Source organism: Bacillus sp. CHD6a (assembly GCF_001293645.1).
GTDB lineage: Bacteria > Bacillota > Bacilli > Bacillales > Bacillaceae_I > Sutcliffiella_A.
Window position 1 is genome coordinate 38,063 of record NZ_LBMD01000001.1, and the last position, 15,029, is coordinate 53,091.

The 15,029-nt window shown below is 32.6% G+C and carries 18 protein-coding genes and 1 pseudogene; all 19 read left to right on the top strand.

Annotated features, from left to right (window positions below; genetic code table 11):
* Positions 1 to 127 precede the first annotated feature (127 nt).
* A complete protein-coding gene (locus tag AAV98_RS00205; RefSeq protein ID WP_060663546.1) occupies positions 128 to 931 on the top strand; it encodes a class I SAM-dependent methyltransferase in 804 nt (267 codons plus the stop codon).
* Between the two features lie 847 nt (positions 932 to 1,778).
* Positions 1,779 to 2,228 carry a GNAT family N-acetyltransferase gene (locus AAV98_RS00210; protein ID WP_060663547.1) on the top strand — a complete coding sequence of 150 codons (450 nt, stop codon included), beginning with the start codon at positions 1,779 to 1,781 and terminating at the stop codon, positions 2,226 to 2,228.
* Between the two features lie 220 nt (positions 2,229 to 2,448).
* On the top strand, positions 2,449 to 2,838 hold the full coding sequence (locus AAV98_RS00215; RefSeq protein WP_060663548.1) for a hypothetical protein: 390 nt from the start codon (positions 2,449 to 2,451) through the stop codon (positions 2,836 to 2,838).
* A gap of 72 nt (positions 2,839 to 2,910) precedes the next feature.
* Positions 2,911 to 3,615 carry a Type 1 glutamine amidotransferase-like domain-containing protein gene (locus tag AAV98_RS00220; protein ID WP_060663549.1) on the top strand — a complete coding sequence of 235 codons (705 nt, stop codon included), beginning with the start codon at positions 2,911 to 2,913 and terminating at the stop codon, positions 3,613 to 3,615.
* 423 nt (positions 3,616 to 4,038) lie between these two features.
* A complete protein-coding gene (locus tag AAV98_RS00225; protein WP_060663550.1) occupies positions 4,039 to 4,509 on the top strand; it encodes an NUDIX hydrolase in 471 nt (156 codons plus the stop codon).
* 232 nt (positions 4,510 to 4,741) lie between these two features.
* Entirely contained in the window at positions 4,742 to 5,335 is a 594-nt protein-coding gene (locus AAV98_RS00230) for a DUF2441 domain-containing protein (RefSeq protein ID WP_060663551.1), read from the top strand.
* Positions 5,336 to 5,977: 642 nt separating this feature from the next.
* A complete protein-coding gene (locus tag AAV98_RS00240; protein WP_060663553.1) occupies positions 5,978 to 6,412 on the top strand; it encodes an NUDIX hydrolase in 435 nt (144 codons plus the stop codon).
* 147 nt (positions 6,413 to 6,559) lie between these two features.
* Positions 6,560 to 7,426, top strand: a complete 867-nt coding sequence (locus tag AAV98_RS00245; RefSeq protein WP_060663554.1) for a hypothetical protein — start codon at positions 6,560 to 6,562, stop codon at positions 7,424 to 7,426.
* Positions 7,427 to 7,599: 173 nt separating this feature from the next.
* Positions 7,600 to 8,160: a class I SAM-dependent methyltransferase gene (locus tag AAV98_RS00250; RefSeq protein WP_060663555.1), complete on the top strand. Its 561-nt coding sequence runs from the start codon at positions 7,600 to 7,602 to the stop codon at positions 8,158 to 8,160.
* A 194-nt stretch (positions 8,161 to 8,354) separates the two neighbouring features.
* Positions 8,355 to 9,125: a GNAT family N-acetyltransferase gene (locus AAV98_RS00255; RefSeq protein WP_231687659.1), complete on the top strand. Its 771-nt coding sequence runs from the start codon at positions 8,355 to 8,357 to the stop codon at positions 9,123 to 9,125.
* Positions 9,126 to 9,384: 259 nt separating this feature from the next.
* The gene (locus AAV98_RS00260) at positions 9,385 to 9,849 is read left to right on the top strand and encodes a DUF4871 domain-containing protein (RefSeq protein ID WP_060663556.1); all 465 of its coding nucleotides are present in this window, start codon (positions 9,385 to 9,387) and stop codon (positions 9,847 to 9,849) included.
* Positions 9,850 to 9,954: 105 nt separating this feature from the next.
* Complete coding sequence (locus tag AAV98_RS00265) at positions 9,955 to 10,494, top strand: GNAT family N-acetyltransferase (RefSeq protein ID WP_060663557.1); 540 nt, start codon at positions 9,955 to 9,957, stop codon at positions 10,492 to 10,494.
* A gap of 280 nt (positions 10,495 to 10,774) precedes the next feature.
* Positions 10,775 to 11,227, top strand: a complete 453-nt coding sequence (locus AAV98_RS00270; protein WP_060663558.1) for a GNAT family N-acetyltransferase — start codon at positions 10,775 to 10,777, stop codon at positions 11,225 to 11,227.
* Positions 11,228 to 11,871: 644 nt separating this feature from the next.
* Positions 11,872 to 12,294 (top strand): MarR family winged helix-turn-helix transcriptional regulator, encoded by a 423-nt coding sequence (locus AAV98_RS00275; protein WP_060663559.1) that lies wholly within the window; start codon positions 11,872 to 11,874, stop codon positions 12,292 to 12,294.
* Positions 12,278 to 12,631, top strand: a complete 354-nt coding sequence (locus tag AAV98_RS00280; protein ID WP_060663560.1) for a DUF3147 family protein — start codon at positions 12,278 to 12,280, stop codon at positions 12,629 to 12,631. The genes AAV98_RS00275 and AAV98_RS00280 overlap by 17 nt, the downstream gene beginning before the upstream one ends.
* 52 nt (positions 12,632 to 12,683) lie before the next feature.
* The gene (locus AAV98_RS20635; protein WP_231687660.1) at positions 12,684 to 12,926 is read left to right on the top strand and encodes a hypothetical protein; all 243 of its coding nucleotides are present in this window, start codon (positions 12,684 to 12,686) and stop codon (positions 12,924 to 12,926) included.
* A gap of 68 nt (positions 12,927 to 12,994) precedes the next feature.
* A complete protein-coding gene (locus AAV98_RS20640; RefSeq protein ID WP_231687661.1) occupies positions 12,995 to 13,411 on the top strand; it encodes a hypothetical protein in 417 nt (138 codons plus the stop codon).
* A 157-nt stretch (positions 13,412 to 13,568) separates the two neighbouring features.
* The gene (locus tag AAV98_RS00290) at positions 13,569 to 14,042 is read left to right on the top strand and encodes a GNAT family N-acetyltransferase (protein ID WP_060663561.1); all 474 of its coding nucleotides are present in this window, start codon (positions 13,569 to 13,571) and stop codon (positions 14,040 to 14,042) included.
* Between the two features lie 156 nt (positions 14,043 to 14,198).
* Positions 14,199 to 14,993, top strand: a pseudogene (locus AAV98_RS00295) (phosphotransferase).
* Positions 14,994 to 15,029: the final 36 nt, after the last annotated feature.

The following is a 15,029-nucleotide window of genomic DNA, read 5'->3' on the forward strand; positions in this document are numbered from 1 at the left end:
ATTTTAATTTTTGATAAGATGAAGAATTTCAAATTGCTGGAATTTATAAATTATGAAATAATTGGTATTAAATAGTGGTGGCTTGATTAATGAATTACTATCGATTTTGTTCAAAGGTGGAGAGCAAATGAAACAAGAGGAGCTTAGTAAAATAAATGAGGTAGGTTGGAATCAAGCAGCTTATCAAGCCTGGGTAAATTGCCATGGGTCACCAAGTAGTTATTCTCAATTATTAACAGAAAACCCTACTAAGACTGTGAACCATTATCTAGGGTACATGGGTGATGTTAAAGGTAAGAAGATAATCAACCTTTTAGGATCAAAAGGGAATAAAGCAGTTTCGTTAGCATTATTAGGTGCTAGTGTAACCGTGGTAGATATTTCTGAAGGAAATAGACAATATGCATCTGAATTAGCTCACGCAGCAGGTGTCAACCTTAATTATGTAGTATCAGATGTATTGAATTTACTATCTCAAGATCAAGTAAAACTAGGGGATTTTGATTTTGTACTGTTAGAGCTGGGGGTATTGCATTATTTCGTAGATTTAAATCCTCTTTTTGAAATAGTGTTTAAGCTGTTAAGACCTGGTGGAAAATTTGTATTAAGAGATTATCATCCTTTTGTCTCAAAGCTAATCAATATTGTTGATAATATAGTGGTTGCTAATGGTAATTATTTCGATCAAGAAGTAAAACAAGTCGAGGTAGCATATAGTTTGCTATTAACAGAAGCTGAACGAAAAAAATTAGTAAAAAATAGTATAAGAAGATGGGGCTTAGGTGAAATCGTTACGTCCATTATTACTGCTGGTTTAACAATGGAAAGTTTAGAAGAAGAAGCAGGAATTAGATGGGCTTTCCCGGAAAATTCTCCTGATGACATTAAAGAAAATATTCCTGGACTCTTTACAATTTTAGCTAAAAAATAAAATTAATTATTAATTGTAGCTTGCCAGTCTATTAAGAGAAAAGCATTTTTGGGTTATTGAACTTATATTAATAGATGGTCCTATTGTTTAATAATTTTAGGGATTGAAACCTATGATGAGAAGGTGGTGGTTTGAAATGGAGTCTATTCAAATAGTTAGTTCAATATTAAAGGACAATAGACTTGTTCGGGTATATCTTGCGCAATCCTATACCAAGGATTAGCGTTTTTTTTGATTCGAGGATCATATAATAAGAGGACATAGATGTGAGTATAAATTGAATAAAAACGACTTCCGTAGAAATCGTTTTTATTTGTTAGTGTCAGGAAAAATAGATTATTAAATAGTTTGGGAAGAAAATGTACATTTACAAAAGCGCGCTTTTCTATAACAGGGATTAGCGCTTATTTTAATTTATCCAGGGTGGAAATGACTTGTTGTAGGTATTTTTAAAATATGAAATAATTGGTATTATGTAAGGCGCAGATTTTGGACGAAGGGGGATTACCTTGAGCAACATACATATAGGTTATTAGGTTGGGTGTTTGTTTTGGCAAGTGGATTTGTTTACACATTAGAGCGACTAAGGAGTGCGATCGTTTATGTAGGCGTAAATGTTAGTCAGAACTCATATATAAGCAGCCCCAGTCCGCCATTTCTTTTTGAAAATGCATATGTTTTTTTCTTTCTATTTTTTGCCGTTTGGTTTTTCTATAAAGCAAAATAAATCAAACCTGAAGGTACAGCTTAGTTTTTTTTATATAAGAATCAGGATGCGCCATTTACTTAATAATAGAGTAGTAATCTTCCATAACGTTCTAAAATAGGTGGAGGTATAATTTAAAACATGAGTAATGTGTACTTTAAAGACATTGATGTTACTAATGAATACCAAGTTAGAAATATAAAATTAAAATCTGGACAGGAAAAATATATTGAAACTGTAGATGAATGTTTGAAAGAAGCTACCATCTATCAGGAATGGCATCCAGTAGCTATATATTTTGGTGAAGGAGTTATTGGCTTTGCTATGTATGGTTCTTTTGGTATAAATAAAGATACTTGGATAGATAGAATAATGATAGATGAAAAATATCAAGGCAAAGGCTATGGTAAAATTGCAATGATAAAACTCATGGATATCGTTTCAAAGGAATACGATGTAAATGTTATATATTTAAGTATTACAAAAGAAAATAGTACAGCTTATAGCTTATATAAAAGTCTAGGGTTTGAATTTATGAATGAAGTTGACCCGAATAATGGTGAACTCTTGTTTAAGTACACATTAAAATGAATAGTTGCAGAAAACTCATATAACATAGACTAGGAGCTAGGCTGGAATAGATCCAGCGCGATCCTAGAACAAAGGATTAGCGCTTATTTACATTTCTAGCTTCACATTTAAATATAGATTCAAGTAGTAGCATATAATCCCTATAAATTTCCACTACATAATAAAATAGGAATATACATTCTAATCGAGTTAAATCACATAAATTTTAGGGGGGGCCAAAGTGAAAGTAATTGAGTATAGCCAAGTATGGAATTTAGATAATCTTTTTCCAGATGGAAGCACTTCAATTCAGTTTAGGGAACATATAAAATTCCTAGAATCCAAGGTTTGTGATTTAGAAAAAGAATTGAGTCATTTTAATACCCCAAAAGGAATTAATGAATCATTGACAGTTGCGGAACTAATTGATTCCATTGGACACATAAGAATGAATCTATCACAATCGAACTCCTATGTAACCTGTCTTCTTGCTCAAAATACAAAGGATCAAAATGTACCATTGATACGAGATAAAACAGCCTCTATAAATGCTCGTTTTGAGACAGCGCTAAAAAAATTACAAAGTATACTACTTAAAACGGAATATGAAATAATGGGTATAAAACAATAGGGTAACATTATTGTTATGAAGTAAGCTGCTAGGTTGAAAGAAGGATGAAATACATATTGAAGAGGTGAATGGATGAGGCAAATAATAGCTATGGGTGGAGGAGGTTTCTCAATGGAGCCAGAAAACCTACTACTTGATAACTACATTTTAGCACAAACAAAAAGAGACTTACCCAAAGTGTGTTTTGTTCCAACCGCTAGCGGAGACCAATCAAATTACATAGAAAGATTTTATAAGGCATTTAAGCTTCTTCCTTGCCAACCTTCTCATCTCTCTCTATTAGAACCGGAATTTAAAGACTTAGAAGACTTTGTACTTCATCAAGATGTGATATATGTTGGAGGTGGAAATACCAGAAATTTGCTTATCTTGTGGAAGGAATGGGGATTGGATCAAGTTCTTAAAAAGGCTTATTCCAATGGGATTATCCTTGCAGGACTAAGTGCTGGTGCCATATGTTGGTTTGAAGAAGGACTAACTGACCCGTTGAATGCATCGTTGTATAAATTAGATTGTTTAGGTTATTTGAAGGGAAGTTATTGCCCTCATTATGATGGAGAGAATAAAAGAAAGCCTTCTTATCACCAATTAATCTTAGAAGGGAATATGAAAGAAGGATATGCTGTAGATGACGGTGTAGCTCTTCACTTTGTTAATGAAAAACTACTTAAATCTGTGAGTTCTAGACCAAAAGCAAAGTCATATTCCGTTAAAGTTGTAGATAAGAAAATAATTGAAGATGAGATTAATACAATTTACTTAAGCTCTTGTTTGTGAAATTCTTATTCAATCTGCATAGAAGTATTAAAATTTAGCTTTTTATATAAAAGAAGTGACCACAAATTTGAAAATGAATAATCCAAGCATAATTCATAACTTCTATAAAAAGGTTGGTATACATAGTAACAAAATATTAGTAATAATTAAAAAAAGTGAGATGGAAAAACACTTAAATGATCTAACACGACATGATTGAAACAGCAATCTTATAAGGTGTTATGGAATTTAGAGTACATCAACAATCGGGCGCAATCCTGTAACAAGGATTAGCGCTCGTTTTACTTTAACTAGGGTGAAAACATATTGTAGGAATTTTTAGATTATGAAATAATTGCTATTAAGCGATTAGCAGACAAGTCGATAGCTTAAATCAAGTTAATATTCGTAAATAAACTTCTAACTATAATAAGGAGAAATGAAATGGGTATAAAAAAAGACTACATTAGCTTTATTCGTGAAAAAGTTGGGCACGATTTAATATTTCTTAATTTTGCTGGAGGCATTGTTTACAACGAAAGAAATGAAATTCTTTTACAAAAACGAGGAGATAGAAATGAGTGGGGTTTCCCTGGTGGTGCGATGGAACTTGGAGAATCTATAGAAGAAACAGCGAAAAGAGAAATTTTTGAGGAAACAGGATTAACGGTTGAGGTCGAACATCTTATTGGTGTCTATTCAAAATACATAGAAGAATATCCAAACGGGGATAAAGCCCAATCTATTGTTTATAGTTTTCAGTGCAAACCAATTAGCGGGAAACTCACATCAGATGGTATTGAAACTTTAGATTTAAAGTTCTTCCCTCTGGATCAAATACCACCATTATTCACCAAGTCGCATGAAGATGCCTTGGAAGATTGGTTATCCAAAAGAACAGGAGTCTTTAGATAGAACACCATGCATAAAAACTATTGATATTAATACCTGTATTTTGATATTAAAATCTATTTTCGAAGTTAATTGGGCGCAATCCTGTAACAAGGATTAGCGCTTATTTACTTTTCCGGAAGAATAAGAACTTATTGTAGGAATTTTAAGATTATGAAATAATTGGTATTAAGCGATCGGGCAGCATTTGAAAATGGACCACATTAATAGAATGGTCAAATAGGGGATAGAAGAAATGAAAGATAAAGAGTTTTATGTTTACCACGTTGTTACCAGGAAAAAAATGAGTATGGGTCAGATACTTAACTTCGATAAGAATCAAAAAAACACCTTATATAGTTTCTTCTTTGAAAAGGAACAATTGAATTCAACTGGTGAAGACTTTATAAGAATTATTAACGGTCATTATACTAGTGAGGGCTTATGCTTGAATAGTGAAAATGCTGAAGTAGCAATTAAGTATATAGATCAAACAATTAGAGCTATTAGAGAAGTAGTAGTGGAAATGGTTAGGTTAGAAGAATATCCAGAATATCCGTCAAGATTATCTTGTTTATACGCAACAAAAAGTTATGAAGAAGCTTTGAAATGGAAAGATATTTTTGAATCTTACAATAGAAAAGTATTGCAAATTGTTAAACTCAAAGTTATAGGTAATTCTTATGAGGGTGATGGAAACAAATTACCGAAAGAGGATGGAGCTCCTATTGCAAACAAAATTAAACAAGCAAGAGAATATTGGAGTAGTAATGTAAATTCTGACCTAACTGAACTTTTAATTAACGGTAAAATTGAAGTAGTAGAAATTATTGATGATTTCTTAAGCTAAAAAAATTGACAAATCTTTTATGTTCCATACTCTAGGAGCGATCTTTTTACATAAAAATTTCCAAAGGATAGGTTTTATGAAGCTGGGTGAAAAAAGATTTGGATGTATATTGGAGTATCGATTATTATCATTATAGGTAGTATTCTTATTATTCAAGGGTTTAAACTTACTAAAGCTAAGCATACGGAAGAAAAATATATTAATGGTACTGCTGTCTATAATGTAGGAATAGTGGAATCTATTGTATTATTTTTGCTTACTTTATTATTTAAATATATTCCATTTTGGTTAATGAGAGGAGCTTTGATATTTTTCGGTTTTGTTTTTATCATAATGGGCATCCTGATTTTACTATATGGATAATTTAACTAAAAAGGGTGTTTTAAGTGAATTAATACTTTAGAAAAATAACTAATCATTAACCTTTGCAGCTGTTTCGCATGTTCAGATATTCCTTATTCTGGCGCAATTCTTTAACAAGGATTAGCGCTAGTTTATTTTATTGGTCAATAAAATATCTTATTGAAGGAATTTTTAGATTATGAAATAATTGGAATTAAGCAAACAGGCAGGATTAAGAAAAAATTTTTATACTCTCATTAGAAATTTCTAGATCGCGTTATCTTTAGGGGAGGTTAATTGGTGTATCCAAGAGCAAATACACTAGGAATAATTGTGAAGGACAACGATATCCTTTTGGAAGAGCAGGAAGGAAAGCATTCAAAAGGGATAGGTTCATATTACCGTCCCATTGGCGGTACAATTGAATTCGGCGAAAGGTCAAATGAAACATTGGTGAGAGAGTTTACTGAAGAATTAGGCGTTGATGTTGTTATAAAGAGATATATTTCCTGCATAGAGAATATATTTACGTTCGACGAAAACTTAGGTCACGAAATAACACAGATATACTTAGTGGAATTTAAAGATAGGAATTTATATCATAAAGAATATTTTACAGTATCTGAAGGAAATGAAATTACTTATGCAAAATGGATTGATAAAGATGAAATTTTTTCTGGGGAAAAAGTCCTTTACCCAAATGGATTAACAGAATTATTGAAAAAGGAAATTTAGGTTTTTAGGTTTTGTAGAGGAAGGAAAATTAAGAGAAGCAGGGTGGCTATTTGACCATTATGTAGAACATATTCTTTATTCTCCTCCCTATTGGCAATGATTAATATTAAATGTAGTTAATTCTAATTAATCTATTGGAGCTGCTGTATGAAAGGTAATGATAAAATCATTGATGTTTTAGAAAGTAAAGGATTGTTAAGGAATGCTGAAATAGAATTAAAGCGCATGAATAGTGGGACTACTAGTGGAATCTTATATACTCTTATATTAGATAAAAACCCTGTTTATGTTATCAAAATGGATGATCCAAAAATCATAAGTTCAACTAAAGATTTCTTGCGGGCATACAAAGAAATAAGTGTAATACCTGATGTGATTTATGCGGATGAAAATGATAATTACATAGTTTATACATATATCCCTGGAGAAACTCACCACAACCGTGGTTCTAAATTAGAGTGGATGACCATTTTAATCCAAGAATTATTTACTAAATACAACAAGATAAATAATGATTCATCATGGGGAAGGGTTAATGGAATACATAGAAGCACTTGGACAGATTTTAACAATATTAGTTTTCAGCTTGCTCATGAAAGCATAGGAAACCATCTACCTTATGAAGACCATAGTAGAGTCAAAGAGTTAGTAGAGAAACTTAGAGATTATCATAATCAAGAAGATAAATATTATCTTCACGGAGATACAGGAATCCATAATTTCGTCTACCATTCAAATAAACTAGTCGGGGTTATAGATCCGTCACCTTTAATTGGACCAAGGATTTATGATTTTACGTATGCATTCTGCTCCTCTCCTGATAGCCTGGATTTTGAAACGCTGCAGCCATTATTCAACCTATGGAAAGGTAATCTACCCTTCACAGAAAAACGTCTTATCGATGAGGTGATTTTTCAACTGTATACCCGTATTGGAGTATGCATTAAAGTTCATCCTCAGGATTTTAGTAGTTATATTCAAGCTTGGAGTGAGTGGAGAGAGTATCTATATTAACCAAATGATGGAAGGAGGCAGACAACAAAATAATTGAAGCAATGAATTTACTTTATGAGGAATATATAAAGCAATCGACAGCAGTACGTAATTTTAAAAAGAGTAGTATTTAACATATTCAAAATTAAAAACATAAGAAATTAACTTCAATTATGAGGAGAGGATGGGGTTATATGAATTTAAATAACAATCTAAAAGTAGTCATTGGTGCAGGTGAATACAATAACAATCCAGAATGGCTTCAAACGCAAGAAAATGAACTAAATTTGTTAAGGAGAGTTGATTGGAAGAATAAGTTTTCACCTAACTCACTTGAAGCTGTATTGGCAGAACACGTTTGGGAACACCTAACTTATGAAGAAGGAGCTGAAGCTGCAAAGATTTGTTTTGATTTTTTGAAACCTGGTGGCTATATACGTTGTGCCGTTCCTGATGGTTTTTTTCCAGATAAAGAATACCAGGAAGAGGTTCAAGTAGGAGGACCTGGACCTAAAGATCACCCAGCAGCAAGTCATAAAATTGTACATACTTACAAGACATTTAGCTCTATGTTTGAACAAGCTGGTTTTGACGTTACTCTACTAGAATATTGTGATGGGGATGGTAAATTTCATTTCAATAATTGGGATGAAAAGATGGGATTTATCTATCGTTCAAAGCGTTTTGACCACCGAAATCAAAACGGCAATTTGGGTTTTGTTTCACTCATAGTCGATGCTGTGAAACCATTATGAAATTACCAATAGAAGATTAAAATTGTTCCCAAGCTTCGGAATTAGAAAGCCTACGTAGGTTATCTTGATGTTAAGACTTCAAACAAACGCGCGCTATCCTAGAAGGATTAGCGCTTATTTTTCATTATGAGGCTAAAAAATTGAGCAACACTTGGCAGCTAAATTGGATATCTATGTTAATATAAGTGAAGATTGTGAAGGGTTTTAAGTTACCAGAAGAAATTTACATAATTTTTCTAAAGTTAATAAAAGTAAGGATTGGTGGCAGCTTGGCTATAGAGTGGATTGAGATAACGAAAAATAGTACAAAGTATTTTGATGAAGTAATGAAATTATATGAACAATCTTTCCCACTTGAAGTCAGGGAATCACAAGATATTTTTCATCGAAGCATTAGATATTCGGAAAGTAGTTTTCCAAATACTTTTCGTTTTTTGGTAGGGATTGAAGATGAAAAAGTATTATCATTTGCAACAGGCCATTTTTTGGCTAGTGTTAATGCAGGTTTTGTTGTTTATATCGTGACAAACCCTTCTATAAGAAGTAGTGGATTAGGTTCTAAAACTCTCCATAAGCTAGAAGAGTTACTTAATGCAGATGCTATAAATGCAGGATATGAGAATATAGATAAGATACTGCTTGAAACTGAGATAAAAGAAATGGTTCATACTGAAAAAGAAAAAGAGGAATGTGGTAAACGAGAAAAATTTTTTAAGAGAAACGGTTATTTTCATCTAAGTTCAATTGATTATAGACAACCACCTTTACACAAGGAAGAGCAATCAGTGCCTCTTAAATTATTTGTAAAAAAGTGTAACGCTGAAGACATTTCGTATGATAGGTTACAGCAAGCAATAGTTGCTCTTTATCAAGAGAAGTACTTCCATGTAAATGGGATAAAAAGAATGGTCCTTCATAACTGTTTGAGAGAGATGGGAATAGAGGAAAGAGGCATAACTTTTTAAATTTATCTATTCTTAATTTATCAGGAGGGTATTTGGAATATCCTTGCAGCAAGGCTGTTTCTGGACGACCTTCCATTATAGGGGGCAAGAGCCATTCGAGAAAAGGCGCTATCCTATAAGGATTAGCGCTTATTTTCTTTTAAAAGGATAACAATTATTTATTGTAGGAATTTATAGATTATGAAATAATTGGAATTAAGCAAACGAGCATTTTTAATGAATAACAATTTACAACAAAGTTTTAGTTGAGGTGATAATTTTGCTAGGTGCTTTACGTTTAGTCTTCATTGGATTAGGGTTGGGATTGTTTGTATTAGGATGTGAGAAAGAAACAATCGTTTACGAAACCACTCCAACTTTTGTTTCTGAATCGGAGGAATTTGCTGGAATAGAGGGTAAAGCAGGCTTTTTAAACGGTGTTTATACTGCAAATGAACCTCAAAAGACTTTATGGCATTTTTGGGGGCCTTCTGATGAAATAAATGGTGCTGTACGGGTGGAAGGGACTCATTTAGAAACAGGAGAAAAAACTCCAATATTATTAGACGGTCATAGTTTTGATGCTGCAACTTGGGAGTTTGACCACGGATTTACTCAACCTAATCTTGGAGCAACGAAGACGATGCCATCCTATGTTGGATTCGAGAAACCAGGTTTTTGGGAAGTTTCCGTTTATACTGATGGCAACCATATAGGAGATTTTATAGTAGATGTAAATGAGTGAAGAGTAGAAGCAATCTGTGAAACAATCTTGGAGCGTTCATAGCATATGTATCTTCCTCTCATCAAAATACGGGATCATAAGATAGGTAGGACAGGTGAATAAAATTTGAAGATTAAAAGAGTGTATGATTATGAACTTGATGATGGTGTAAGGAGAAGTATCCAAGAGTTATTATTAAACTGTTTTGAAGAGGTTTATCCAAAAGAAAGAATTTATTATAAGCAATTGCCCCATTTTAGATACCTAGTTTTTAATGATGAAGATATACTTGTTGCTCAAGTTGGATTAGATTATCGAGTAATGAATCTAAATGGCAAGCCTGTAAACGTTCTTGGAGTAATTGATTTATGTGTTTTAAAAGAATACCGTTCAAATGGATTAGGCTCAACGTTACTTACAGAAGTTGAAAAATTTAGTAAAAACAAGTTAATAGATTTCTTACTTTTATTTGCAGACAATAAAAATTTGTATTTAAAAAATGGATACAGGTCCGTAAAGAACAAATGTAAATGGCTTATGATAGATAATGAAAGCCATAGTTCTTTAGGTTTAGGAAATGAAGAGATTAATGAACTTTTGATTAAAGAGATAGGAAATGTAAAGTGGCATAATGGAGAACTAGATCTATTGGGCTATCTTTATTAATAGGAGCACTATTCAACTATTTTGGATTCTTTCTGGGAGACCTGTACAGCCATTTCTCTAATAAATGATTTCCAGCAATATGACACTTTTGTTAAATAATTTTGGTTAAGCAGAATTATGCTATAATTGAAAAGTCTGAATTATTACGGGACAATAACTGTTATAGGAGGCGTTCATTATGTTAAACAAGAAGGATATAATTGTGAATAAATTTATGGGGATTACGCCGAATTAACAAAGTTGTTTAGCGTTTTCCCAAATTCTGAAAGGGGAAACATTTGTGAGTACAAAAAACGTGAAGCTTGTAGAATTGAATGAAGAGAACTGGTATGAGTGCTGTAAATTAGAGGTATCATTAGAACAAGCAAAATTCATAGAATCAAATGCAATATCAATAGCTCAATCAAAATTTGAGCCTACATTAAAACCTTATGCTATATATTTTAAAGAGAGAGCAGTAGGCTTTTTAATGTATAATTCGGTTCCAGAAGAACTTGATGGTTATTGGATTTATAGAATAATGGTTGATAAAGAATTCCAAGGCAAGGGTATAGGCAAAGCAGCAACAAATTTAATGATTCAAGAAATGGAAAAATTACCGAATGGAACGAAAATTGTAGTAGGTTATCATCCTATGAATACAAGTGCCCACCAGCTATATTCCAGCTTAGGGTTTATAGATTATGGAGATAGGTTTGGTAAAGAAATGGCAGTAATTAAATATATTAAGTAGTATTTAATTAAGAAGGGGCCTAAAATTAGTTTTTTTGGATTTTAATGGATAATGTTGTTTTTCTAAATAATGAATGGGGACTCGATAAATGTTTTGAGTTCCCTCGTTCAATAAAAGGTCTCTTTACTGAAGAATACTTTATTTGATGGGTAAACTTCCGCAAACCACCTCAACACTCCATTATGATGGTTAGTTATTTGATATGCTGAAATGTTACTTGAGTCCTCGTACTGTATATATCTGATTTGAAAGGTGATTTACTATATTGAAAGTCCAGCGTCAAGTAGTATCTCCATCATACACCGCTTCTCCCTCTTGAAACTTTACTTTTTAGACATCAATAGTCATTAATGTCTTTACTCATAATACTGCATTCTCTCTCCGTTATTTAAACGCATCTTCCTTAGTCTAATTCTTTTCGAGATATCACTATTTTGAGGCAAGAAATCCAATAAAGAATAGCTTTTGTAACTTCAATAAACGTCTTTACGTAGTCCTTGGAGTGGTAACGTTGGCGTACTAGATTGCGGTTACCAGTTAACGTTTTAAGAATAGGGCGTCTTTTTTTAAGGCTCATACATATTTGTTTTATATCGTATAGTAAGATATAATCTATTTATACGATATAAAGAGGTGTTTTCAGAATGGATTTTAATGTAAAGACACTAAATAATTATTGGACAGATATCTATTTTCATTTGCATTATCCTCATAAGGAAAAGATTACACACCAAGTAATTAGGGTTCTGCAAATAGTAGAGAAAGAACAGAACATTGGAATTAACGAAGTTTCTTCACACTTAAATGTATCTCACAATACAGCTTCTGAAAATGTTAAACGCATTATTGAAAAAAAATATTTAGTTAAAGATAGATATCCATCAGATGAAAGAAGAGTAATTTTAAAATTAACGGATTTAGGAAGAGAGGTTTTACAAAGAAATACAAGTCTAGACGAGAGCAAGTTAATTGATATATGGGATAGCATGTCTCCCGATGAAAAATCGTTAGTAGAGTCTGCCTTTAAATTATTGAGGGAGCGTGCGCAGAATGTACCTTTTGGCTAAGATTCTTGTATCAGCATTGATCATAGGTGTTGTAACAGAGATTGCTAGGCACTTCCCTACTTATGGAGGAATTATTGCAGCCCTTCCTCTTGTAAGTTTGTTAAGTATTATTTGGTTATCTGTTCAAGGCGAATCAAGTGAGAGCTTGAGTAAATTTGCTCTAGGTGTTCTCTCGGGATTCCCTGCAACTGCAGTTTTATTGCTGATCGTTTATATGTCTTTAAAGCAATCAATAAATCTATACGTTTCTATTACGTTCGGTATTAGTGGCTGGCTGATCTTCCTAATCATTCAACAACATTTAAAAGATTTTCTTAAAACAATTCTCTTTGATTGAAAGTAAGAGAGTTTTATTAAAAATGTATTGATAACTAAAGGAGTATTGTTAAATGATTAAATCCTTTCATAGTATAATAGAAGTTTTTCAAGAAAGAGATATACCTGGATTAATTGAATTATCTGCTTCAGTAGGATGGGACTATGATAAAAATGAAATTCAAACGATAATGTCATCAGGTAAAGTTTACGGTTACAAGATTGATGAAGGGGTAATTGTGGCTAGTGCTGCAATAATTCCTTATGGCGTAAACCTTGCATCAATAGTATGGGGTTTATATATACAGATACTGTAAATAAATATCTATGTGACAATTATACCCCTACAAATTTAGATGACACTCTTGAAATAGAGATTCATCAGATGCGTAAGGAAGATTTACCTCAGGTTGTAAAATTAGATAAGAATGCAGTTGGTGTAGAAAGAAGAGTTTTTATTAGCAATAGGATAAACCAAGCTAAAGAGTCACTTGTTGTCAAAAATCCAGATGGGAGAATTATTGGATATGGCTTATCTATTTTAGGGCCTATCAATCTTATACTTGGCCCAATTGAAGCACCTAATCATCATGTAGCGTTTGCATTACTTAATAGATTAGCTGGAAGTCATCAAGGTAACTTAAGAATAGATATTCCATCTGGAAATGATGCATTTATGGCGCATTTAGAAAAAAATAATTTCATAAAAGTTAGTCAACCTCCTATTCTGATTAAGAATTCATACCTACTACCACCACGTACTAAAACATTATATGGCATAGCTGCACAAATTTTCGGATAGATTCGTTCTTCAGCAAACCGGATTAGCGCGCTTTTTTTATATGTAACATGGAAAAAGTCTTATTGAAGGGATTTTTTGATCATGAAATAATTGGACTAATGATCTGGGTAAGTTACTTTCTGAAGTGCAGTTGAATTTAACACTAAGGGAGATTATAATGCATATTGATTTTTTATCAAACCATCCTCAAAAAATAAAAGAAGTTTCTGAAATGATTTATCAAGAATTCGTATTAAAAACAGAGAGTGGTTTGACGTTTGATGATGTAGTTAAACATTTTTCTAATACAAAACACAATGAATTTCCAATAACTCTTGTGGCATTAGAGAACGGCGAATGTCTAGGGACGGTATCAATCTTTGAAAATGATTTAAAGATAAGAGGTATGTATAGACCTTGGCTTGCATCATTATATACCAAACCAGAATATCGCAGCATAGGGATAGGGCAACGCTTAGTAGCTAGAACAATAGATGTAGCCAAAGATTTAGGGTTTAAAGAACTTTATTTAAGGACAGAAGATAGTTCTGATTATTATAGAAAGCTAGGTTGGACTTTTGTTGAAACCGTTTCTGATGGAAAAAACGAAAATATAGATGTATTTAAAATTAATTGTATGGAGTCAAACTGATTTCCTCTAACAAAATTATATACTTTAGACTTTACTGGAGTTTTTATGGAATATAAGATTACTTTACCTTCAGATATGCACACCACTTGGGATTCACAAGATATTATTGCACAGCAACTAATAAATCAACATAACTCTCTATTACGGGGTGATACAATGTCAAACTCTAAGAAAGAAGTACTGTTATCTGGAGGGAATGTCTCGAATGTATATCGATTTGAAGATACTGTACGACGAAAAATAAAATCTGATAGTTTGAAAATACATAAATTGTTGCAGCACTTAGAGAGCAAAGGTTTTAATTATGCCCCGAAGTTTTTGGGTATAGATGAAAAAAATAGGGAGATATTATCCTTCATCGAAGGAGAGGCTGGAAATTACCCTTTGAAAAAATATATGTGGTCAAATGATGTATTAAAAGAAATAGCACATATGCTTCGTCTTTATCATGACGCAGTAAGTGACTTTCCTTTGTTAGATGAATGGATTCCAATTGACAATACCCCTATTAATAGAGAGGTCCTATGTCATAATGATTTTGCTGTGTACAATATTATTTTTAATCATGAACAGCCAGTAGGCATTATTGACTTTGATGTTGCAGCTCCCGGCCCAAGACTTTGGGACATAGCTTACACCCTCTATACATGCGTTCCTTTAAGCAGACTTTATCATAACTAAGCAGGTGAGGCTGTCTATTATAATGCTTTAAATGATGCAGAAAGGATCAAAACAAGAATTAAGTTGTTTTTTAATTCTTACGATATTGAAGGTATAGAAGAAGGTTTTTTAGAGATGGTATTGTTGCGGTTAGATGGGTTATGTAAATACATGAAGAGAAAGTCCAACGAAGGAGACACGGCATTTCAAAAAATGATAGACGAAGGACACCTTGAGCATTATGAAAATGATATGGAATTCATTCGTGAATATGGAGGAGAGTGGCTTTGATCAGAAGTAATTAATTGAACTTTGAGCTACTAGACT